Origin of the sequence: Brevibacillus reuszeri (assembly GCF_002897295.1) — a bacterium.
GTDB lineage: Bacteria > Bacillota > Bacilli > Brevibacillales > Brevibacillaceae > Brevibacillus > Brevibacillus reuszeri_A.
The window spans coordinates 90745-111874 of sequence record NZ_BEXF01000001.1 but is presented as its reverse complement, the minus strand read 5'-3'; the positions used below and the strand labels follow the sequence as shown (position 1 = coordinate 111874).

At 47.4% G+C, this 21130-nt stretch carries 22 protein-coding genes and 1 riboswitch; of the genes, 9 read left to right on the top strand and 13 right to left on the bottom strand.

Going from position 1 to position 21130, the window contains the following annotated elements:
* Nucleotides 1-70: 70 nt before the first annotated feature.
* Complete coding sequence (locus C3B52_RS00530) at nucleotides 71-460, top strand: cupredoxin domain-containing protein (RefSeq protein WP_103104144.1); 390 nt, start codon at nucleotides 71-73, stop codon at nucleotides 458-460.
* Here the strand turns inward: C3B52_RS00530 and C3B52_RS00525 are convergent.
* Genes C3B52_RS00525 through panE form a run of 3 tightly spaced genes read right to left on the bottom strand, consistent with a single transcriptional unit; the run spans nucleotide 450 to nucleotide 3593 of the window.
* On the bottom strand, nucleotides 450-1673 hold the full coding sequence (locus C3B52_RS00525) for an MFS transporter (protein WP_103104143.1): 1224 nt from the start codon (nucleotides 1671-1673) through the stop codon (nucleotides 450-452). The genes C3B52_RS00530 and C3B52_RS00525 overlap by 11 nt on opposite strands.
* A 9-nt stretch (nucleotides 1674-1682) precedes the next feature.
* Nucleotides 1683-2618: a 4-hydroxy-3-methylbut-2-enyl diphosphate reductase gene (locus C3B52_RS00520; RefSeq protein ID WP_103104142.1), complete on the bottom strand. Its 936-nt coding sequence runs from the start codon at nucleotides 2616-2618 to the stop codon at nucleotides 1683-1685.
* 45 nt (nucleotides 2619-2663) lie between these two features.
* Nucleotides 2664-3593: a 2-dehydropantoate 2-reductase gene (gene panE / locus C3B52_RS00515; RefSeq protein ID WP_103104141.1), complete on the bottom strand. Its 930-nt coding sequence runs from the start codon at nucleotides 3591-3593 to the stop codon at nucleotides 2664-2666.
* Nucleotides 3594-3821: 228 nt separating this feature from the next.
* Between panE and glnA the strand changes: the two genes are divergently transcribed.
* On the top strand, nucleotides 3822-5240 hold the full coding sequence (gene glnA / locus C3B52_RS00510) for a type I glutamate--ammonia ligase (protein WP_103104140.1): 1419 nt from the start codon (nucleotides 3822-3824) through the stop codon (nucleotides 5238-5240).
* 72 nt (nucleotides 5241-5312) lie between these two features.
* On the opposite strand, the gene C3B52_RS00505 is transcribed toward glnA, so the two are convergent.
* Nucleotides 5313-6044 (bottom strand): helix-turn-helix transcriptional regulator, encoded by a 732-nt coding sequence (locus C3B52_RS00505; RefSeq protein WP_103104139.1) that lies wholly within the window; start codon nucleotides 6042-6044, stop codon nucleotides 5313-5315.
* Nucleotides 6045-6183: 139 nt separating this feature from the next.
* On the opposite strand from C3B52_RS00505, the gene C3B52_RS00500 reads away from it, so the two are divergent.
* Nucleotides 6184-7140 carry a carbon-nitrogen hydrolase family protein gene (locus C3B52_RS00500; protein WP_103104138.1) on the top strand — a complete coding sequence of 319 codons (957 nt, stop codon included), beginning with the start codon at nucleotides 6184-6186 and terminating at the stop codon, nucleotides 7138-7140.
* An 84-nt stretch (nucleotides 7141-7224) separates the two neighbouring features.
* Here the strand turns inward: C3B52_RS00500 and C3B52_RS00495 are convergent, their stop codons facing one another.
* Nucleotides 7225-7995 carry an ANT(4')-I family aminoglycoside nucleotidyltransferase gene (locus C3B52_RS00495; protein ID WP_103104137.1) on the bottom strand — a complete coding sequence of 257 codons (771 nt, stop codon included), beginning with the start codon at nucleotides 7993-7995 and terminating at the stop codon, nucleotides 7225-7227.
* A 262-nt stretch (nucleotides 7996-8257) separates the two neighbouring features.
* Between C3B52_RS00495 and C3B52_RS00490 the strand changes: the two genes are divergently transcribed.
* Nucleotides 8258-8575: a MazG nucleotide pyrophosphohydrolase domain-containing protein gene (locus C3B52_RS00490; RefSeq protein ID WP_103104136.1), complete on the top strand. Its 318-nt coding sequence runs from the start codon at nucleotides 8258-8260 to the stop codon at nucleotides 8573-8575.
* A 4-nt stretch (nucleotides 8576-8579) separates the two neighbouring features.
* Nucleotides 8580-9233 (top strand): hypothetical protein, encoded by a 654-nt coding sequence (locus C3B52_RS00485; protein ID WP_103104135.1) that lies wholly within the window; start codon nucleotides 8580-8582, stop codon nucleotides 9231-9233.
* Between the two features lie 63 nt (nucleotides 9234-9296).
* Here C3B52_RS00485 and C3B52_RS00480 read toward each other — a convergent pair whose 3' ends face one another.
* Nucleotides 9297-11033 carry a methyl-accepting chemotaxis protein gene (locus tag C3B52_RS00480; protein ID WP_103104134.1) on the bottom strand — a complete coding sequence of 579 codons (1737 nt, stop codon included), beginning with the start codon at nucleotides 11031-11033 and terminating at the stop codon, nucleotides 9297-9299.
* 205 nt (nucleotides 11034-11238) lie between these two features.
* Entirely contained in the window at nucleotides 11239-11406 is a 168-nt protein-coding gene (locus tag C3B52_RS36285) for a hypothetical protein (protein WP_164684650.1), read from the bottom strand.
* A 153-nt stretch (nucleotides 11407-11559) separates the two neighbouring features.
* On the opposite strand from C3B52_RS36285, the gene C3B52_RS38125 reads away from it, so the two are divergent.
* A complete protein-coding gene (locus tag C3B52_RS38125) occupies nucleotides 11560-11643 on the top strand; it encodes a putative holin-like toxin (RefSeq protein ID WP_373419706.1) in 84 nt (27 codons plus the stop codon).
* A gap of 249 nt (nucleotides 11644-11892) precedes the next feature.
* Here the strand turns inward: C3B52_RS38125 and C3B52_RS00475 are convergent, their stop codons facing one another.
* The 5 genes from C3B52_RS00475 to C3B52_RS00455 form a co-directional block, all read right to left on the bottom strand.
* Nucleotides 11893-12741: an energy-coupling factor ABC transporter ATP-binding protein gene (locus C3B52_RS00475; protein WP_373419701.1), complete on the bottom strand. Its 849-nt coding sequence runs from the start codon at nucleotides 12739-12741 to the stop codon at nucleotides 11893-11895.
* The gene (gene cbiQ, locus C3B52_RS00470) at nucleotides 12738-13541 is read right to left on the bottom strand and encodes a cobalt ECF transporter T component CbiQ (protein WP_103104132.1); all 804 of its coding nucleotides are present in this window, start codon (nucleotides 13539-13541) and stop codon (nucleotides 12738-12740) included. Before cbiQ ends, C3B52_RS00475 begins: the two co-directional genes overlap by 4 nt.
* A complete protein-coding gene (locus tag C3B52_RS00465) occupies nucleotides 13538-13822 on the bottom strand; it encodes an energy-coupling factor ABC transporter substrate-binding protein (RefSeq protein WP_103104131.1) in 285 nt (94 codons plus the stop codon). Before C3B52_RS00465 ends, cbiQ begins: the two co-directional genes overlap by 4 nt.
* A complete protein-coding gene (locus tag C3B52_RS00460) occupies nucleotides 13819-14583 on the bottom strand; it encodes an energy-coupling factor ABC transporter permease (protein WP_103104130.1) in 765 nt (254 codons plus the stop codon). Before C3B52_RS00460 ends, C3B52_RS00465 begins: the two co-directional genes overlap by 4 nt.
* Before the next feature lie 151 nt (nucleotides 14584-14734).
* Nucleotides 14735-14933: riboswitch (cobalamin riboswitch) on the bottom strand.
* Between the two features lie 132 nt (nucleotides 14934-15065).
* Entirely contained in the window at nucleotides 15066-16157 is a 1092-nt protein-coding gene (locus C3B52_RS00455) for a quinone-dependent dihydroorotate dehydrogenase (RefSeq protein ID WP_103104129.1), read from the bottom strand.
* Nucleotides 16158-16303: 146 nt separating this feature from the next.
* On the opposite strand from C3B52_RS00455, the gene C3B52_RS00450 reads away from it, so the two are divergent.
* From C3B52_RS00450 to C3B52_RS00440, 3 genes are read left to right on the top strand one after another with little or no spacing between them, the layout of a single operon-like run.
* Nucleotides 16304-17404, top strand: a complete 1101-nt coding sequence (locus C3B52_RS00450) for an endospore germination permease (protein WP_103104128.1) — start codon at nucleotides 16304-16306, stop codon at nucleotides 17402-17404.
* Nucleotides 17394-18773, top strand: a complete 1380-nt coding sequence (locus C3B52_RS00445) for a spore germination protein (RefSeq protein WP_103104127.1) — start codon at nucleotides 17394-17396, stop codon at nucleotides 18771-18773. The genes C3B52_RS00450 and C3B52_RS00445 overlap by 11 nt, the downstream gene beginning before the upstream one ends.
* Nucleotides 18770-19939, top strand: a complete 1170-nt coding sequence (locus tag C3B52_RS00440) for a Ger(x)C family spore germination protein (protein ID WP_103104126.1) — start codon at nucleotides 18770-18772, stop codon at nucleotides 19937-19939. The genes C3B52_RS00445 and C3B52_RS00440 overlap by 4 nt, the downstream gene beginning before the upstream one ends.
* Before the next feature lie 54 nt (nucleotides 19940-19993).
* On the opposite strand, the gene ald is transcribed toward C3B52_RS00440, so the two are convergent.
* The gene (ald, locus tag C3B52_RS00435) at nucleotides 19994-21118 is read right to left on the bottom strand and encodes an alanine dehydrogenase (RefSeq protein WP_103104125.1); all 1125 of its coding nucleotides are present in this window, start codon (nucleotides 21116-21118) and stop codon (nucleotides 19994-19996) included.
* Between the last annotated feature and the right edge of the window lie 12 nt (nucleotides 21119-21130).

Here is a 21130-nt window from a genome sequence, read left to right as displayed (position 1 = left end):
AGTTCAAACAGTGACAGGACAGGATAATAGTAACATCATGGATTTTTGCGTTTAAAGGAGCTGATATGAATTGTCCAGTCTACGGTTCCGGCAATTTCGTTATCCACTCATCGCCTTGTTTGTAACGATCGCCCTCCTGTGGACACATCATCAAAATCGTCTACATACCTCTTTTGCAGCCGCTTCACGGACCCAAACCGTCACGATTTCCAGTGCCGGCTTTTTGCCCAATCGGTTAGCAATACGCGAAGGCGATCTTGTTTCCTTGATGATCGTCAACACAGATACCAGACCACATAACCTGGCTATTCGTGAGCTAAATCTGGCATCCACTGAATTAAAGCCGACCCAATCGACCATGCTGCAATTTTCGGCTGATCGAAAAGGCCAATTTTCCTTCGTGTCCGATTCCCCCGGATATCCAGAAACCGGCTTTCAGGGAACCTTGGTCATTGAGTAGTCGTATCCTCTTCTTGGTGTACCTGCTGCTGCTTCCATGGACCATACTTAATAATCAAAAGCGGGATAATCCCGATCGCCGTCATGACACCAAAGAACATATAAATGGCTAGCATCGAATAGGAATCCTTGATCCAGCCAGCTACCAAATTGCATAGCATCGTCCCGAGCCCGCTTCCGACCGAGAAAAAGATGGCGATCGCCGTCACTTGCAAGGAGGCGGGCGTGTTTTCTCTCACAAACTGCGCCGCTGTCGCCAAATAAAAGCCAACCGAAATCCCCTGGATAAAGAAAATTGCCAGAATCGCAGTCGTGCTCGGCGCCGAGCTGTACCAGAACCAGCGAAGAGCGGAGAACACCGCTGCAGAAAGAAGCGTCAGCTCCAGTCCATACTTGCGAACCAAAATACCTGCGAGCTTCATAAAAGGCGCTTCACTACCTGCAAACAGCAAAAATGCCAGCCCAACTCCAGCCACTGTTCCCCCGATTTCCTGATAGTACAGCGAAAACCAGATGTTATTGGCATTCACCGTTCCGAAAACACAAAAAGACGCCATCAAAAAGAGCAAAAACCTCGGAATACGCAGCAAATCCTTCACGCCTTTGAACATACTGACTGTAAACCGTGAAGATTCAGCCACTTCTTCTGGCACACGCCACACAAACAGAATCGCTATCAGTAGAGCCAGGCAATACGAATAAAACAAAACGAATGGGCCCCACCGGTCTACCAAAAGTCCCGTGACAAACGCTGCCAAAGCAAAGCCAACCGCTCCCCACATGCGAATATCACCAAATTGAAGCTGCCGTTTTTTGGCGTAGCCCAAGGCCAAGCTGTCCGAGATCGGAATAACTGCGCTCTGAAAAAAGGATAAAACGATATAGAGCAATAGCACATACGCAAAGGTGGAGACCGCCGTAAAAAGAAGTCCCACCAAGCCCGAAACAACCAAGGTCATGATAAGGATCGCCTTGCGAATTTGAAAGCGGTCACAAATCATTCCCCACATCGGCTGCGTCACAATCGAAACGACTGGTGCAACCGCACTGATCAAGCCAATTTGTGTGCCTGATAATTGAATGGATTTGTAATATTGGGTAATCAGAGGCGAAAAAGCACCAAACCCGTAGTACATAAAAAGAAATAGGGCAGCAAAACTAACATATCTGCCAGTATCGCTACCCCGTGAATTACCGGAGGGTATTTCCGTCATAGGACTCTCCTATTTCACCGTCGGCAATATTTTTGCCATGTTAACGGTACGTTTCTTTTCCCAGGTCGCGGGATTGAATTCATCGAATTGCTCCAAAAAGCTGATGACTTCCTTGGTCAGAGGTGTTGGTGTTGATGCACCAGACGTAACCGCCACATTTTTCTTACCACGCAGCCATTCGATATCCAGCTCTGATAAATCCGCGATCCGATAGGACGGTACACTCGCGATTTCCTCAGAAACCTGTGCCAGTCGGTTGGAGTTATTGCTACGTGGGTCCCCGACAACAATACATACATCCGCCTCACCCACCTGCTCGGCAACGGCTTCCTGACGAACCTGTGTAGCCAGGCAAATCTCGTTGTGTACCTCTACTCGCGGAAAACGCTTGATGATCGCATCCATCAAATGCTTTACATCCCATTGGCTCATCGTGGTCTGGTTCGTCACAATCAGCTTATCCGCATGAACCTCCAGTGCATCGAGCTCTTCAACCTTTTGCACCAAATGAACGTGCTCAGGCGCGATCCCGATCGCTCCCTCTGGTTCAGGATGACCCTTTTTCCCAATGTAGATCACATGATAGCCATCCGCTACCTTTTCACGAATCAGATCATGCGTCTTCGTTACGTCTGGGCAGGTTGCATCCACAACCGTCAATCCTTTTTCACGTGCTTTTTTGCGAACCTCTGGAGATACGCCATGCGCTGTAAAAATGATCGTTCCCTCGTTCACCTGATCCAATAGTGCGAGGCGATCCTCCCCATCCAATGTTTTGATGCCTTGTTTTTCAAACGCCTCAACGACGTGTGCATTGTGTACAATCATGCCCAAAATATGAATCGGGCGGGGTAGGTCAAAGTTTTGCGCTGTGCGGAGTGCCAGTACCATAGCATCCACAACACCGTAGCAATATCCGCGGGGGGAAATCTTGATGACTTCCATCTATACCCCTCCTATTTTCTAATGACGTTCGCCCATTATTATACCTTATTTGCTCGTTTCCCGCTTCTGTTCATAAACCTTCAGATTATTGTAAACAACTTTTAAGAGTGGCGTGGACAAGCCCAGCTTTTCTGCGTGCGCAAGCAAATACCCTTGCAGATGATCTCCCTCTACTGGCAGTCCTTTTTCCATATCGCGCAGCATGGAGGATTTCATGGCAGCTCCTTGCTTTTGGAACGTTACCATTTGCTTCTCAACGATATCTGAGCGAATCGGGGCACCCAACGCTTGCATGACAGACGCCACTTCTTCCGATAGCTGTCTGGTCAGCTCCAAGCCATACGGTGTCTCGCGAATTGGACCTGCTGCTGAATTCATCAAAGTCGTAATCCCTGAAAATGTCGTGATGAACAAATATTTGTGCCACGCTTCTTGCTGGATATGGTCGCTAGCCCTCATCGTGCTCAAGGCCCCAGAAAATACCTGCTCAATACGATCTACACGCTCGCTTCTTCCGCCCTCCCACTCTCCGAAGACCGTATCATGAATCGCACTCGTCTGAACCACATCACCATCGGCATTCAGCGTCGTTTCAATAAAGCAAAGCCCTCCAAGCACTCGTTCCTTCCCAAATCGCTCCCACAAAAGCTCCATATGGGCAATTCCATTCAATAGAGGAATGACCACGGTTTGTTCTCCTACATACGGAGCAATCGATTCGATGCTGTCTGCAAGCGTGTACGCTTTGTTAGACAAGAGCACGACATCAAAAGGTCCAGCCACTTCCCCAGCCAGAATGGTTTGGGGAGAAGGCAAGTGAATGTCTCCATGGATACTTTGCACGCGCAAGCCTCTCTCCTGCAATTGCTTGTATCTACGTTCCCGAACCAGGAATGTTACATTCACACCTTTTTCCGCCAGTCTTCCTCCAAAATAGCCACCGATTCCACCAGCTCCGAGTACAAGTACCTTCATCGAAATTCCGCCTCCGTTTTTCGTCTAAATAGTTTGTCTTCATTCTACAAAACCAGCAACATTTTCTAAACCCCATAATATAATGTTAGAAATCCTTACATTCAACGTAAGAAAATCTCTTGACGAACGATGTCGGTTTTCCCTATAATACAGAATATAATAACGTACGAAAAAACGAACTTTATGGAATATGTTCGTAAAATAATTCGTGATTGGAGTGTTCTTCCCATGGATATGAAAACTGTCTTGTCCACCATTGACTCTGAAAAAATCGAATATGTTGATTTCCGAATCGTTGACATGCTCGGTCGCCAGCATCACGTAACAGTTCCTGCCTATGCCGTCGACGAGGGTACGTTTCGCAACGGTGTTGCCTTTGACGGTTCCAGTCTGACCGGATACAAATCCATCGAAGAAAGTGACATGGTCGCAATGCCTGATCCTGCCAGCGCATTTATCGATCCTTTTGTAGAAGCCAAAACATTGAATATCGTTTGCAACATCGTCAATCCAGACAACTCCACCTATACTCGCGATCCACGTGGTATTGCCCTGAAGGCAGAAGCTTACCTGCAACAGCTTGGTGTAGCGACCGCAGCGTATTTTGGCCCTGAATCGGAGTTTTTCCTATTCGATAGTGTCCGCTATGCTTCCGGTCCATCCGGCTCGTTCTTCCATATCGATTCTGAAGAAGCGTTCTGGAATACAGGAAAAGAGGGACAAAACCTCGGCTACAAGGTACGCAACAAAGGCGGTTACTTCCCTGTTCAACCAACTGACTCGCAAATGGATATTCGCAATGAAATGTGCACACTGATGACCAGAGCTGGCCTTTCCGTCGAGCGTCATCACCATGAAGTAGCCACCGCAGGTCAAGGCGAGATCAACTTCCGCTTTGATACACTCACTCGCACCGCTGACAATCTGCTTTTGTTCAAGTACATCGTTCGCAACGTAGCAGCCAAGCATGGCAAAACCGCTACCTTCATGCCAAAGCCGATTGTTGGCGACAATGGCTCCGGGATGCACGTTCACCAAAGCTTGTTCGATGGCGATACTCCCCTGTTTTATGAGAAAGGCGGATATGCCAATCTGAGCGAAACAGCTCTCCATTATATCGGTGGTATTCTGCACCATGCTCCTGCTCTGATCGCATTGACCAATCCGAGTACCAACTCGTTCAAGCGTTTGGTTCCTGGCTATGAAGCACCTGTGAATCTCGTGTTCTCCAAAGGTAATCGTTCTGCTGCTGTCCGTATCCCGATTGCTGCTGTCACGCCAAAAGCGTCTCGTATCGAATTCCGTACGCCAGACTCTACAGCCAACCCGTACTTGGCGTTCGCTGCCATGCTGATGGCTGGTCTGGATGGTATCAAGCGCAAGCTCGACCCACGTGAATTGGGATATGGTCCAATGGATAAAAACATTTACGATCTCTCTGATGCCGAAAAGCACGAGATCAAGAGCGCTCCTGCTTCATTGGAGGAAGCACTGCTCGCATTGGAACAAGATCACGACTTCTTGCTCGAAGGCGGCGTCTTTACCAAAGACGTAATCGACAGCTGGATTTCCATCAAACGCGGTGAGATCGAGCAAGTGGAGCGCACCGTGAATCCGAAAGAGTATGAGCTGTACTACGATCTATAAAAAATGGCAAAACGCAAACAAAGCCCTTCTCACTGGAGAGGGCTTTTTGTATGGGTAGCGCTAGTCAGTCATTCACTTTTGACCAGCATGAATTTTATAGCACAAGCTCGTCCGATTTGTGACATCAAACTTTCGATAGATGCTTTGGAGGTGCTTCTTTACCGTATTGATACTGACAAACAGCTGTCTGGCAATCACTTCATTTCCATAGCCTTTTTGCACGAGGGAAAGGACTTCCCGCTCTTTGCTGGTCAATTCCATCTCTTCCGGAGACTTGGATGAGAAGACTTCGCGGCCCATGCTTCGCGATAAAAATCGGGAGAGAAGCTCAAGACATGCCATGTCATTTGGCTGAAACGGAATCTCTTTTTCAGACCGCATAAATGCAATGCAACCGAGCAGCCGCCCGTTGTCCATGAGATAGGCAACCATCTGATGATAGTATCCATGACGTGACATGAACTCGTAGTAATAATCGCTCTGCTCGTATTCTTTTGGCGAAAGAACATCCTGAATTCGCAAAACGTGCTGATTCCGCAAGCGATGACCGATTTTGTTCGGCATTAAGATATCGTACTGATAGCACGTATCCAGGTAGCGATCCATGGCGTGATGGCTAATGTTTCGCATCTCTGGACGAATCAGGTCGTTCCGTTCGTTGCATAGCCAAAAGTTTGCCTGATGAAAACCAAATCGCTTTTCAAACGCAGCTAGCGCCTGATGACGGAAATTTTGCGCAGGACCAGCCATATCGTCCATGAACGCAAGCACCTTTTGGTAATCTCTATTTGAAAGCGATTTCACAATCAATCACTCCCTATGACCAGTCCTCTCTTTCATTATATCAGATTTTTCCGTCAAAACATGGTCCGAACGGGTAATTGTACAATCAGAGTCAACCCTTCAATATGAAGCTATAACGTTGTCGAAAAGGAGTGAGCCTATGAGCTATTTGAATCTGGCCTTGGTCCAAATCGCGTCACCTAGTACACATCCTGACCTGCAAGCACGCAAACGGGAGAATTACGAAAAGCTAGCTTACTATGTGGACACGATCGCCACGATGAATCCAGCGGTCGATCTCATTGCCTTTCCCGAATTGTATCTAAACGGACTTGATCCAGTGAATTGGCTGCAGATGGCTGAGCCAATCCCGGGTCCACTGACCGAATTGCTGTGCGAAAAAGCGAGACAGCATCGAAAATGGCTGGCCCCCGGTTCCTTGTTTGAACAAGCGGAGAATCCAAACGAAGCCTACAATACAGCCATCCTGATCTCTCCCGAGGGAGAAATCGTCATGAAATACAGGAAAGTATTTATTCCTTATCCGCTTGAGCAGTCAAAGCCTGGACATGATTTTCCGGTATACGAGATACCAAACATCGGCAAAATAGGCTTCATAATCTGTGCGGATGGCCACTATCCGGAAGCTGCACGCAATCTTGCTCTAAAGGGGGCAGAAGTAATTATCAAGCCGACGCTCCAGGGTGACTGGATCGGTGGAACGAGAAATCACCTTCCGATCGCCATTACCCGCGCGATTGAAAATCAATGCTTTGTCGTCAGCATTAACCATCCGAATCCAATTGGAATGGGAAATTCTGTAGCGGTCGATCCAGAAGGCAGGATCATCGAACAACTGGGTGACTCTGAGTCCTTTACCATTGTTTATTTGAATCTGGAAGAGGTACGGCGGGTCAGGGAAAACGGCTCCATGGGGATGTTTGGGTTCCTGAAAATGCTCAAAGGGTTCAAGGAATCAGGGATTCAGGTCGATGAATGCTATGCCGCTGACATCACAAAGGCACCTATCTATCAATCACTGAAAACTCCTTTCCCGAAAACACCGGCGGACATCCAAAAGTATGGCTCTACTCGAAAAGAGCAGGCAAACGTGTAGATTGTCCCGAACACCGGTAAATGATTGCCGGTGTTTTTTTGCATAAAAAATGAGACCCCTCGCAAAAGGGTCTCATTTTTTGACTCAAAAAGGAATTCGCTCTGAATGAATCGTGTAATTATGTTCAACCGCCCACTCGGTGATTCCATTCCAAAAATCTTCGCAGGCAGATAGTAATTCCGACGGATCTGACAGATTTCCTGACATCACCAGTTTCGCTACCTTGTCGAAGCCAGCAGGTCGATCCGGCAGCTCCAAAGCCTCCGGCAACACCATCGCTCCGGTCGAGTACCGTTTTTGATTATGCAGTCCAATCAGCATCGCACCGTACTTTGCAAACTCCATGGTCAAATAAGGCAAGTAGGTGCTCGGGCCATTCACGCTAATATTTCTCAGCTTTCCAATAAACTCGTACATTTCGCCTACGAGCACTTCGTTAATAGTGTTCGTGAAGTCATGGGTGGTGGGTGATTCTGCCGCTTTTTTGAGCTCCGCAAAAAATCCTTTTGGATCATACAGGCTCAGCGGAGAAAAGAAAGGACTATGCGTCAGTGGCCACTCTCCTTCGACAGTAGCTGCTGTAGATAAAATGACGCCTGCACTTAGTACATTCACTTCGGCTTTCCACGGTCCCGCTGACCATTCATAGCTAAAATCTGTCTCTTCACCAGACTCATCAAGTACACAAAACATCTCGATGTCCGAAAAAGGCCCATCTGTACCTCTGGAAACAGATCCATAGACCCCAATGGCTAAAACCTTTTCTCCGTAAACTTCTTGCAATCTCGAAGCAATTTCGTGGCAGGTTTGAAATCTTTCGCTTTTTGACATTTCTACGGGTCCATTCATGTTCATATGCTTACATCTCCCTTAGTCATTATTGGGGTGGATTGACATAAGTACATGAATGGTGGACCTCGGGATTAACGGGGGACTTTCTTTGGATGCATAATGCCCCTCCTCCTTCATTTTTATAGTAAATCTCGTAATTTTTTTCATTCTAGCAATAGTTTGAGTGCATCACAAGGCCTTTTCCCATTTTTACCCATATATTTACCTCAGTGCCCTCGGTAAACTACAATAAGCGTATGATTGGTAAAAGGAGGGATGTGCAGAAATGGAATCCTACTCCCTAAAGGAGCTTCAAGCCTATATCCAGCAAAATAGTTCTCGCCCCAAGAACAAGCAGGCGTACTTTTTCAAGCTCGTAGAAGAAGTTGGCGAACTTTCAGAAGCAATCAGAAAAGGCTCTCGCCTGGCTGAAACAGGAAGCATCAAAGGCACCATCGAGGAAGAGCTCTACGACGTCCTCTACTACGTCTTGGCACTGGCGAACTACTATGAGATCGACATGGAAGAAGCGATGCGGTTGAAGGAAGAATTCATTATGCAAAAGAATGCGAAGCAAAAACGATGTTTTCCTTTGGAGGAATAGACCCATGAATCAGGTGTTCGCAGCAGTCATGCTATTCGTCTTTTTAATGCCGTTTTCCGTTGGCAGCAGCACTTCAAGCAGCGTCAGTGGAGTTACCGTCAACCATACTCCAACGATTCTAGCCGAAGCGCCACTCGATAGGAAAATGGCTGGAGATTCAAAAGCAAAGTATCTTGTGCTGGTTATGACGGATGGACAGTATCGAGTCGAGCAAGAGCCTGGCCCCTTTACTGGCCCTAACTGGACGGGTACATTTGATCTCCAGCTGCTTGACGAGCAGAGAAGCATCCTTTCGTCATACCGCTTGAATGATTCGTTCGATGAGCTGCTGTTCCAAAAATCGTTTTCCTTCGCTTTTGCCGATTACAATGATGATGGACATATTGATTTTTCGATCGGGCAGTATGCGTCCAGCAATCTTTTCATCTACAAGCTGTTTACGATAAGGAATGGGAAAATCGAGCATCTGCCGATGGACTCAAAAAATGAGCTTGTCAGCTCGGAGCGCGGTTATTCTGTCTTGTTTGTGCAGGTTAGCCCCGACTCCTTTAAAACCGTTCATTACAACAACTCGATTGGAAAATACCTTGAGCGCGTCTACCAATGGAAAAATAATGAGTTTACTATGATTCACGAGGCTGAAGCCAGCCCCCTGTAAAAAGCCTTCCCTTATTCTCTCCCAAGCAAAAAGCCCTCCTACATGAGAAGGGCCATTGCTCGTTTAAATTTTAAAGCGACTCAGTGAATCCTGCAGGTCGAGTGCCATTTTGCTTAATGCCCCCGCTGTAGCAGAAACCTCCTCCATCGTCGCATTTTGCTCCTCTGAAGCGGCAGCGATATTTTGAATGTTGCCAGAGGATTGCTCCGTAATTTGGGAAACCTCCTGGATCGACTCGACCATGATTTGTGACTCTGCATGAATCGCCTCTACAATTCCCACCACTTCTTGTGATTCCTGTGAGATGTCCTCGATCATTTTGACAATATCAATAAACAGCTCTCCCGTCTGCTCAATCATGGTTATTCCATCCTGAACGACAGCTGTTCCGTCCTGCATACGACTAACGGCTTGCTCGGTATCCAATTGGACCTGCTCGATGATGGCCCTGATATCCCCGGCTGCTTTCGCTGATTCCTCCGCCAGTTTGCGTACCTCATCGGCAACGACAGCAAATCCTCGACCGTGCTCACCCGCTCTCGCTGCCTCGATCGCAGCATTCAATGCCAAAAGATTCGTTTGGTTGGCAATTTGCGTAATAACTTCAACGATATGCGTAATATGCTTGGATTTTTCATTCAAATGGATAATATCATCCGCTGTCGTTGACGACGTCTGGCTAATGAGACTGATCTGATTAATCGTCTGCGCTACAACGTCATTGCCATTAGACGCCTTTTGGTTTGTTTTCGTAGCCAGCGCAGCTACAGAAGCCATCGAAGAGCTCAATTGCTGCAAGCGCGTAGAAACCTCTGTCACACGATCATCCGCGTCCTTCATATTGACAGTTTGCTTTTCTGCCCCGATCGATACTTCTTGGATCGCCTGGGCGATCTGCTCTGTCGCTCTCTCCGTCTGCTCGCTGCTGGCTGCCAATTGCTCTGAAGATGCCGCCAGCTGTTGGGAGGTCTCTGCGACATCACCGATGATTTCTCTCCATTTCAATGACATGCCATTGAAGCTGTCACATAGCTGTCCGATCTCATCCTTGTTTTTAATCTGCAAAGGCTCCACCGTCAAATCGCCATCATCCATTCGCTTCACAAGAGCTGTCAGCTTCACGAGCGGTTTTGCGATATGGTTGGCAAACAAAACAACAATCGTTGTTCCCACAAGCAGGGCACAACCTGTAATAATCAACAGCATAAAAACAATTTGATCCGCATGGCTATTGTAATCGCTCATATACGAGCCAACAATAATGATCCAGCCCCAATTCGGATCGACTTGCGAATAGGCAATTTTCGGTTCAAGGACATCCGGATCGTCTGGCAAAGGCCATTGGTAGTAAGTAAAGCCCCCTCCGTTCAAGCCTTGCTCGATAAAGCCCCTGGCAAAATAAACGCCATCCGGGTCTTGTTTATCCCAGAAATTTTGACCTTCCGAATTGGGATGGAGAATCAGGTTTCCTTTTTGATCATATACAAACATGTAGCCATTTTTCCCAAAGTCGTATTCCTTTGTAATCGTTCGTTTGCCGTCAGCGGTTTTGGGACCGAGGATGCGCGTCTTCACCAACTCTTGCGCTTCTTCCAACGATATTTTGCCGCTTTTTACATCCTGGTTGATAACATCAATCATCGAGATTACAAGGCGGGCTGAATTCTTCAGACCTGTTTGAGACAGCTCATTCAGTCCTTCCTTTGCAACTGAATAGCCGATGATGCCTGTCACTAATGTAGGAATGGCCAATAAAAGCAAGCAGACAATAATTAGTTTTTTCCGAATGGTTACCCTCATCTTTCTTTCTCCTTTATTGCTTGGACATGTGTTAATTACTCTATTCCCGGCTCGTTATTATTCAAACATGTAGTTTAGCAATCAAGGAACGGTATTTGATCCTGTTCACGAAAAATGATTCATAATCAAGCAGAAGACAGTTAGAGCACGACAAAAAAGCTCGCCATGTAGATGGGGAGCTTTTTCAGGTACTTCCTTTTGCTGTTTACTCTTTTCCTTTTATCAAATAATCTTCCTTTTGCTTTTCAATTTTTTCATTCTTGGTCATTTCATGCTCCAGAACGTTAAACATAAGCTCGTTCTTTATTTTGCCGGATACATTTCGCTCAGGTGGATTGGAGACGGAAGTACCCATAATCATATCGTCTTTCATTCGCTTGCCCCCCTTTGTCATTTGCGATATAGGATGTCATTGGTGGGGTTGTACTATTCGTTCGGACACAAAACATGCTATTATTTTCCTAATACAATAGCATAGCTCCTTAAGGGTGGTCGGCTCATCTCCTGAACAAAGGGGGTGAGAAAAATGACAGTGTATGAAGCGATAAGCCTGATGATTGCTTTTGGCACGCTTATTGTGGCCATGCTGTCTTTCCCCAAAAAGAAATAGATCACCCTTGAGCCTGCCAGCCGGGTGATCTGCGTTTAAAAACCTGTTACTTGCTGAGCCGCCCCCCTGTGGGGAACGTCTATTGTAGTGACCGTGGGTGCGCCAACACCTGCGGTCTTTTTTAGTTTACGTTAGCGCTGCTTCCATGTATTCTGCTTTTTGTAAAACATAATTTACATATTTGTCTCCCATATTACCATAACTCGTCAAAAATACAAACAGGTTTCAGGCTTCATGTGCCTTTGCGCTTCAGCGACTGCTGACCAACCTACCAGCGAGTCTTTGCTTTAGCTCATCAACGGATCTAGGGATACTTCCATCCATTCCTTGCTTGATAGTATCGGGCAAAGCGTCCCAAATTTCTGCGATTTGTGGCATCCCCAAATGCAGGCTCTCTAGCATTTCTCGTTTGGCTAAAGCTTCCTGTGGCTCACCTGCAAATACCAGCTTGCCCTCGTCCATCACGCAAATCCATTCCGCCCATTCGAAAGCGATGTCCATATCGTGAGTCGCCATCAGTACAGTCGTCCCGCTCTGATGGATATGATCGAGCTCCCTGAGCAAATTTTTCGTCTGGTAGCGGTCAAGATACGCTGTTGGCTCATCCAGGAGAAGCAGCTCCGGCTCCAGCACCATGACTCCTGCCAAAGCAAGGCGTCGCTTTTGTCCGAGGCTTAGATGATGAATCGGCGCGTCAGCCAGCTCTCGCAATCCGAAGACGTCTAAAATGCTCTCAACTTTTGCCCGAATGACCTCAGGAGGCAGCTTGCGATTACACAAGCCGTACGAAATATCCTCCGACACCGTACTTGCGATCAGCTGGTGCTCCGGGTCCTGGAAAACCAGCCCCACTCTTTGCGTCATTTCCTGCAGAGCTGAGCGCTTGTAGACAAACGGCGTCCCTCTCCATGAGACCTGCCCTTTTTGTGGCTGAATAATGCCGTTTCCGTGGAGAAACAAGGTGGACTTGCCGCAGCCATTGCGACCTAAAAGAACACATTTTTTCCCCTCGGGTATACCAAACGATACACCCCGCAGGACAGGTCCTCTGCCCCCCGCATACGAGTAGTGCAGATCATGAAATTCCAATAGTGTCAAAACCACCAACCCCCTGTCCAGCCTTCGAGCAGAATCAACATGATACAGCCTGCTATGGACTCCCTTTCATAGCGAGGCGACCGGACATGTGATTGCAAGCTGAGTACATCAAAGCTGTCCGCAAATCCTCTGGCTGACATCCCCTTGTAAAGCGCCTCGTATTTACGCATGGCGCGAATAAATAGCTGCGCTGCCAGCATCCCTGCGTCTCGCAGCATCGCTTTAAAGCCTTGATGACCACCTCGGGAACGCTGTGCAATCCAGAGCTGGTATGACGTTTGCAGCAGAACAAAAATAAATCGGTACATGATCATTAAGAGATCAGTCAAAATCGACGGTACCCCGATCCTGCGCAGCACCTGCAATATTTCCGCAAAGGGTACTGTAAACAGGATGAACGCAAAGCAGCTCAAGCTCGCCATGGTACGCCAAAATAAAACATAGACCTTGCCAAGCGCTGCAGACGAAATATAAACCACATACGAACCGACCTTCCACGCTGCCAGCAGCTCTACATTTTGCAGCTCCACTCCTGCTTTTACCCAATCAATGAGCAGAGCGGGGAGTCCCGCAACAAAGAAGGAGGTCGACAAAAGTAAAAAGAGAAAATAAGAACGGACAGGGATGCGGGCGTAACCGACCACCCACACCCCTATCCACACAAATACAAGCATTTGCACCAGTGCATGCCCTAAGAGAACAAGAAGCAGCAGCGCGCAACCAAACAAAAGCTTGTGCTCCGGCGGAAGCTGCCTCAGTCGATTTTGATAGGAAAGGGAATCAAGCTGCTGCCATTTCATTTTTTCGACTTATCCAGCCGTCCCTTGTACAATCCCATCGCGTAACCGATGACGCCTGCACCAAGAGCGGCCTGAACAGCAAACAGCAGACTTTCCGTTTCTCCTCCTGGCGGCTCCAGAAGAGGCTGGAACCATGGCTCATAGGTAGGCGAGATTTCCTTGATTGCTTCTTCTGCTGCTCCATCGGCTCCACCGAATTCCGAATCCTGAACCAATACCAATGGCAGGACAGCCAGTACGACTACTCCTAACAGTAACAGCCAGTTTAATCCCTTTTTCACAGCGTTTCCTCCCGTTTCAGCAAGCGTAATTGGGACAATTCTTTTGCGTTATAAGATTGCAGCCAGTTCCAGACAAGAACGGTCAGCAAGCCTTCACTAATCGCCAACGGAATTTGGGTAAAGGCAAAAATGCTCGCGAATTTCGCGAAGGAAGCCAGCACTCCACCTGTTTCAGCTGGAAACGCCAATGCCAATTGGATCGAGGTGACAACATATGTAGCCAAATCAGCTAAGGCAGCTGCCGAGAATACAGCGAGACGTTGACTGCCATTTGCTCGCATGATCAAACGATAAATACCGTAAGCAACCATCGGGCCTACTACTGCCATAGATACAGCGTTTGCTCCTAGTGTCGTTAACCCTCCGTGAGCCAATAAAAGCGCTTGAAACAACAGAACCAAGCTTCCCAAAACAGACATCGCCAGAGGACCAAACATGATCGCTCCGAGACCGGTTCCCGTCGGATGTGAGCTACTACCCGTCACCGACGGGATTTTAAGCGCTGAAAGCACAAATGCAAAGGCACCTGATACCCCCAAAAGCAGTTTCATTTGTGGATGTTCTTTGACGATCTTGTTAATGGAACGCAATCCGAGAATAAAAAACGGCAAGAAGACTACCCACCAGAACAGTGCCCAGGAGATTGGCAAATATCCTTCCATGATGTGCATCGCATGTCCTGTCTGAGGTTCATTCACTAGAAAATAAAAAACAAATCCGGCAATTAATAAGCATGTTGATACAATCCGCGACCGATTCATTCGACTTCCTCCTTTTCCCCTTTTCTTTCCTTGCTTATTTCACCAAACAAAAAAATCCCATCTACACGAAGACGAGATTTGCGCGCACAAAACAATAGACCATTCATTCAGTCATATTGCCTCGTATTCACCGCTCCTTTCCGCGAAGGTATCCGGGTGTGGCTGCTAGGTAGGTCTCCTGGCTTCCAGATCGATGCGCTCTTTGTCCTTCCCCATATAAGATATGAGTGGATTTCTGTCAAAGAGAACTCCCTGGTTACAGTGGCGGGACCGCTCGGGACTTTCACCCGATTCCCTGTTACCCTCTATGGTTCAACTCCCATAAAGGCACCTAATGCCAACAATATGAAATTTTCAGACAATGATGAATTGTCCTCTCTCATTATAACGAAAAGAGAAGTAAAGAAAAAGAGCACAAAATAAAGGATGCGAGCAGATTGTCGACCGCTTGGACAGGTTCTGCTCGCAGTTATGTGAAATGTTTATGCTTTTGCGTCGACTCCAACAGCTTCACTGATATGGGTAAATCCATCGCGCTTCATTAGCTGCAGAAGCTTTTTATTAATTTGCTTCGGAATCCCAGGACCTTGATAAATCATTCCTGTGTAAACCTGAACCAGGCTGGCCCCGGCGCGAATTTTTTCATAAGCGTCCTCACCGGTATAAATACCACCTACGCCAATGACAGGTACCTTGTCACCAATTTCCTGATAGATTTCTTTTACCCAAGCAGTAGAACGCTCTGTTAGTGGTCTTCCACTCAATCCGCCCGCTTCATCTGCATGACGGTGATTTTTCACGGCTTCACGAGAAAGCGTCGTATTGGTAGCAATAATTCCAGAGATCCCTTCCTCTACGGCAGCGTGTACAACATCACGCATTTGCTCATCTGTCATGTCAGGAGCAACCTTGAGCAAGATCGGCTTTTTCTTTACACCGCGCACTTCCATCTCCGCCGCTTTTTCACGTACCGCACGAACAAGCAAGCGCATGCTCTCTGTCTCCTGCAAATCTCGAAGATTTGGCGTATTCGGTGAACTGATATTGATTACGAAATAATGGCCGTAAGAGTACAGCATGTCCATACATTTGCTGTAGTCGCTGGCAGCTTCTTCGTTTGGTGTCATTTTGTTTTTCCCGATGTTGATCCCGATCGGAATATCGGAATATGCATAGTCAATCAAGCGCTGTGACGCCAAATACGCCCCTTGATTGTTAAAGCCCATCCGGTTGATGACTGCTTGATGCTCAGGTAGGCGGAACACGCGAGGCTTTGGATTACCTGGCTGTCCCTGCGGGGTGAGTGTACCTACCTCTACAAACCCAAAACCGAGCGCACCCAACGCATGATAGACTTCTGCGTTTTTATCAAATCCAGCTGCCAAGCCTACAGGGTTGGGGAAGGTTAGACCCCATAGCTTTGTCTCCAAACGCTCATCTCGCAGCTGGAAAACCAATTTTAACAGGTTTTTGCCTGGAGCCGAATCCTCCACCAGCTTCAGGGCATGAATCGTCTTCTCATGAATTTCTTCCGCGTCCTGCTGAAACAGATACTTTCGTATAAGCTGATACATCTGGTTGCACTCCTCGCTCCATTTTTCCTCATAGTAGAATACCATACTTTACTTGTGCGAGGTACCTCTATACGGAGATACATATTTCCAAGCGGGCAGGTAAATCATAACAGCACTACCATTCTTGGAGATGACGAGGAACCGCTATGAAAGTGGACGGAAAAATCGGGATTGGCCAAGCAATCATGATGATCATGCTGACAGTAGGCATCACCAATCATGTAACCGTCATTCCTCTATTACTCAGCAAGGCGGGTCGCGACTCATGGGTAAGCGTTCTTCTCACCGCCATTCCCTTTACCTTTTGGGCAATCATTCTGGCTTTTATCAATCGCCGTCTCAAACAACAGCCATTGTCTGTATGGCTTACTCGCAACTCGAGTAAGCTTGTCAGCTACATAGTTGTGACTCCGCTCATACTCGCCCTGTATTTAATGGCTTTAGTCAGCCTGATTGATACACAAACATGGACCACCGTTAATTATTTGCCTCGAACTCCAGAGTGGGTGACTGCCTTTGCACTGATCGTTTTTTGCGTGATTGCAGCTCATCGAGGAATAGCTCCGCTCGGCATCACGGCCGGCATGCTGCTCCCAGCTGTAGCCATCCTTGGATTTTTGGTTGCTTTTGGGAATGTTCCTAAAAAAGACTACAGTTTGCTTCTGCCACTGTTTCAACATGGATATACCCCGATGCTGCACGGGATGATCTATGCAGGCGGGGGCTTTGTTGAATTGTTTGTCCTGCTCTTGCTCCAGCATCATGTGCGGGCCCAACTGCGACTGACTCACTATATTCTGCTTGTATTCATCATTGTAATGCTCACCCTCAGTCCATTGACTGGAGCTATCGCTGAATTTGGTCCCATCGAGTCCACCCATCAGCGCTTTCCCGCCTTCGAACAGTGGCGCTTGCTTACAATCGGCAAGGATATCGAAAACACGGAGTTCTTCGCCATCTACCAATGGCTCTCCGGGTCATTTGTGCGCATCTCACTGTGCTATCTATTAATTTGTGAGCTCTTGCAAGTGCGCTCCTATGCAAAAAAATGGCCGCTGCTACTTTTTCTTGGCGGCAGCATGATTATGATCACCAGCTTTCCTTTCAGTGATATGGAATTTGTGTCTTTTCTATCAAAGGTTTATTACCCACTATTTTTGGTCGTTATCTTAGCCATCTCACTCATCTTAGGTGGAGTAGCCCTACGGCAATCAAGCAGACAGGAGGATACAGGTCATGAGTCGTGAAGCTGAGCTACACGAACTATTTGCCCATTGCTCAGATGTCATTCTCTTGCGATTGGTTTCGAGTGAAGAACAGCAGAGTCTGCTTGTGTATTGTGAGGGACTTACTGATGTGAGGCATATGCAGGAGGTTGTACTACCACAGCTCGATCAATTTTTAGCAAAAGGCGACCTCCGTTCCCTTCCACTCATTCCTCTGCTAGATGAACAAGAGTTTTGGGTGGAGCGTTTATTTGCTGGGGACTTGTTGCTGTTTCTGCCAGATTTACCACCTTTTACGTGGGATATTTCCAACAGGCCGCAGCGTACCACGGAAGAAGCAAATACGGAAGTGTCCATCAAAGGACCTCGAGACGGATTTGTCGAGGATTTAAGCGCCAATATCGCGCTCGTTCGCAAGCGGATGCGGACACTCTCGCTAGCTTGTGAGTCGTATACAATCGGAACACGCTCCAGAACCAGAGTATCGATGCTATACATGCGCGATGCAGCTCCTGCTGACCTCGTGGTAACCATGCGTGACCGACTCGCTGAATGTAACAGTAAAAAAAACATTAATAGCGCGATTCTCGAGCAAAGATTGAGTGACCATACCTCCTCTCTCTTTCCGCTTCTTGATTACACAGGACGTCCCGACTTTGCCATCTACATGCTGTTTGAGGGAAAAATAATCGTCATGGTGGATGGCTCTCCCGTCGCCTTGATTGCACCCGTAACTCTTTTGGAGCTCATTAAATCTCCTGAGGATGATCAGTATCCGATTGCCTATGTATGGCTGGAGCGCATTTTGCGTTTGGGAGGCATCTTTATCGGCGTTTTTCTCCCAGGGTTTTGGATTGCCTTGTCTGCTTACAATGTGGAGGAGTTTCCCTTTCAATTACTCGCTACCATTACCCAAGGCAGAAAAGGACTGCCATTCTCCGCTCCGATGGAGTTATTCGGGATTCTCTTTATTTTTGAGTTTCTGCGGGAAGCGGGTGCTCGTCTGCCCAAAACAGTCGGGCAAACACTCGCTCTCGTAGGAGCACTCATTATCGGAGACGCGTCCATCCGAGCAGGACTTACCTCTCCCTCCATGCTGTTTATTGGCTCGCTGACTGTCGTTGCTTCCTTTACCCTGATCAATCAGTCCTTGAGTGGTGCCGTCACGGTAGCCCGTTTTGCTGTCTTTCTCCTCTCTTCTGTACTTGGAATATACGGGTTTGTGCTTAGTCTTTTGATTATGGTCTATTACTTGTCTACCCTTACATCGTTTGGAAGACCTTACGTCCTGAATCATTCTTCCAATTTTTTGAATACGCTTGTCAAAGTTTTATTCCGTCCCCTGATTAGCATTTTCAAACAGGGGAATCAAGAAGGGGGAATAAAATGAAGCGACAACTGATGGCATGCTTGGTACTGCTGTTGTCTGTGAGCTTCACAAGTGGCTGCTGGGATCAAAAATCGATCCAGGATCTAAACTACCTCTCTGCATTCGGAATTGATTATGAAAACAACCAATACGTCCTGTATGCACAGTCAACGGATTTGTCCAGCGTAGCCAAACAAGAAACACCGGGTACCAATGACCCACCCGTCATCATCTCGATTGGCAGAGGCGAAACTTTGCAAAGCGCCATGGATAATATGCAAAAGAATGCTCAAATTCCGCTGTTCTATGGCTTTGTATCCACGCTTATTTATCACGAGCGCATGCTTAAAAAAGACGTCATCGCAACCTTTGACATCTTGAATCGATATGGACTGCTTCGCTATACCAAGTGGGTCTTCGCAACAAGAGAGTCGATTCCGGACGTTCTCAGCAATCACTCCGTCACCGGCTTCTCCCCACTGACATCCCTCTTGCATCAGCCGCAGGATGTGTACGCGCAGCGTTCTTTTATTGAGCCGATCCGTTATTTCACGTTTATTTCCCGCTTTTGGGAGCCGAGCAATACCGTTATCATTCCGAACATCTCCATTTACAAGTACGCCTGGAAGGAAAACGAGAACTTCATTTCTCGCCTCACCATCGATGGGATTCATGCGGTGTACAGAGGCAAATGGAACGGTTTCTTCCCGAATAACGATCTATTAGGTCTGCGATGGATGAATCCCCACACGGAATTTGCTGGTTTAATTATAGAGCAGGACAAAAAACCGAAAGCCACCCTGCGTATCCAGAACGTAAAGGTTATCGTTACTCCCATAAAAGCAGGGGAAAACCCTCGCTTTCGTGTAGATATTCACATGAACGGCTTTGTCAGGGAGCTGATGGGAAAGATATCGGCTGATTACATAAGAAAGGATGCGCAAGTACAGATCGAGAAGCAAATCAAAGGGACCTTTCTGAAGGGCGTTGCTGCCGGGACTGATCTTTACGGCTTTGAAGAAGCACTGTACAAACACGATGTTAATGCATGGAAGCAGTTCGCTAAAAACCACAACAATAAAATAAAGACAGATGCTCTCGCCGAAGTAAACATTCATGTACGTTTAAGCGATTCAGGCAAAATGAAGCTGAACTGGTACCACTATCCTGATCATCTCCTGCCTTGAACAAAAAAAGCTGCCCATCTCTACGTTCAGAGACAGGCAGCTTTTATACATTCTTTAGTTTTTTACCAAGAGAACTTCTTCAACAGCTGCATAAGGGAGATTGTGTGTGTCAGCAACCGCTTTATACGTTACTTTACCCGCAATCACGTTTACGCCTTTAGCCAATGGCTTGTTGTCGCGGATCGCTTGTGCATAGCCTTTGTTAGCCAATTGCAGAGCGTAAGGAATGGTTACGTTGGTCAATGCCAGCGTGGAAGTACGGGAAACCGCACCAGGCATGTTCGCTACTGCATAGTGGATAACGCCATGCTTTTCGTATGTTGGGTTATCGTGCGTAGTAATACGGTCGATCGTTTCGATAGAACCACCTTGGTCAATCGCAACGTCTACGATTACGGAGCCTGGTGTCATTTGTTTTACCATCTCTTCGGTTACGAGACGAGGTGCACGAGCGCCAGGAATGAGTACTGCACCAACCAACAGGTCTGCTTTTTTCACTGCGTTCGCAATGTTAAAGGAGTTGGAGATCAGTGTTTGTACGCGGCCTTGGAACAGGTCATCCAATTGACGCAGGCGATCTGCGTTTACATCGATAATCGTAACGTTTGCGCCCAATCCCAGTGCCATTTTCGCAGCGTTTGTACCTACGATACCGCCGCCGATAACGACTACTTCACCTTTTGGCACGCCAGGTACGCCGCCGAGCAGTACACCTTTTCCGCCGTATTGTTTTTCCAGGAATTGTGCACCGATTTGTACGGACATACGACCTGCTACTTCGGACATCGGCATCAGAAGTGGCAGAGCGCCGTTGTCGAGCTGGATTGTTTCGTATGCGATCGCAATTACTTTTTTCTCCAGAAGTGCACGAGTCAGCTCAGGCTCTGGAGCGAGGTGCAAGTACGTGAACAAAATGAGGTCTTCACGGAAGAAGCCGTACTCAGATGGAAGCGGTTCCTTAACTTTCAATACCATATCCGCTGCCCACGTGTCAGCCGCTGTAGCAGCAATTTCTGCACCTACTGCTGTATAATCTTCATTGGTAAATCCGCTGCCCAAGCCTGCATTGTTTTCTACACGAACAGTATGGCCGCTTTGCACGAATGCAGCTACACCTGCAGGAGTAATCGCAACGCGATTCTCGTTATTTTTAATTTCTTTAGGAATTCCAACGATCATGATAGGTAGTCC

Coding starts and splice junctions, on each gene's coding strand:
- C3B52_RS00525 (WP_103104143.1), bottom strand. CDS start 1,673: ATGACGGAAATACCCTCCGGTAATTCACGGGGTAGCGATACTGGCAGA.
- C3B52_RS00520 (WP_103104142.1), bottom strand. CDS start 2,618: ATGGAAGTCATCAAGATTTCCCCCCGCGGATATTGCTACGGTGTTGTG.
- panE (WP_103104141.1), bottom strand. CDS start 3,593: ATGAAGGTACTTGTACTCGGAGCTGGTGGAATCGGTGGCTATTTTGGA.
- glnA (WP_103104140.1), top strand. CDS start 3,822: ATGGATATGAAAACTGTCTTGTCCACCATTGACTCTGAAAAAATCGAA.
- C3B52_RS00500 (WP_103104138.1), top strand. CDS start 6,184: ATGAGCTATTTGAATCTGGCCTTGGTCCAAATCGCGTCACCTAGTACA.
- C3B52_RS00495 (WP_103104137.1), bottom strand. CDS start 7,995: ATGAACATGAATGGACCCGTAGAAATGTCAAAAAGCGAAAGATTTCAA.
- C3B52_RS00490 (WP_103104136.1), top strand. CDS start 8,258: ATGGAATCCTACTCCCTAAAGGAGCTTCAAGCCTATATCCAGCAAAAT.
- C3B52_RS00485 (WP_103104135.1), top strand. CDS start 8,580: ATGAATCAGGTGTTCGCAGCAGTCATGCTATTCGTCTTTTTAATGCCG.
- C3B52_RS00480 (WP_103104134.1), bottom strand. CDS start 11,033: ATGAGGGTAACCATTCGGAAAAAACTAATTATTGTCTGCTTGCTTTTA.
- C3B52_RS36285 (WP_164684650.1), bottom strand. CDS start 11,406: ATGAAAGACGATATGATTATGGGTACTTCCGTCTCCAATCCACCTGAG.
- C3B52_RS38125 (WP_373419706.1), top strand. CDS start 11,560: ATGACAGTGTATGAAGCGATAAGCCTGATGATTGCTTTTGGCACGCTT.
- cbiQ (WP_103104132.1), bottom strand. CDS start 13,541: ATGAAATGGCAGCAGCTTGATTCCCTTTCCTATCAAAATCGACTGAGG.
- C3B52_RS00460 (WP_103104130.1), bottom strand. CDS start 14,583: ATGAATCGGTCGCGGATTGTATCAACATGCTTATTAATTGCCGGATTT.
- C3B52_RS00455 (WP_103104129.1), bottom strand. CDS start 16,157: ATGTATCAGCTTATACGAAAGTATCTGTTTCAGCAGGACGCGGAAGAA.
- C3B52_RS00450 (WP_103104128.1), top strand. CDS start 16,304: ATGAAAGTGGACGGAAAAATCGGGATTGGCCAAGCAATCATGATGATC.
- C3B52_RS00445 (WP_103104127.1), top strand. CDS start 17,394: ATGAGTCGTGAAGCTGAGCTACACGAACTATTTGCCCATTGCTCAGAT.
- C3B52_RS00440 (WP_103104126.1), top strand. CDS start 18,770: ATGAAGCGACAACTGATGGCATGCTTGGTACTGCTGTTGTCTGTGAGC.
- ald (WP_103104125.1), bottom strand. CDS start 21,118: ATGATCGTTGGAATTCCTAAAGAAATTAAAAATAACGAGAATCGCGTT.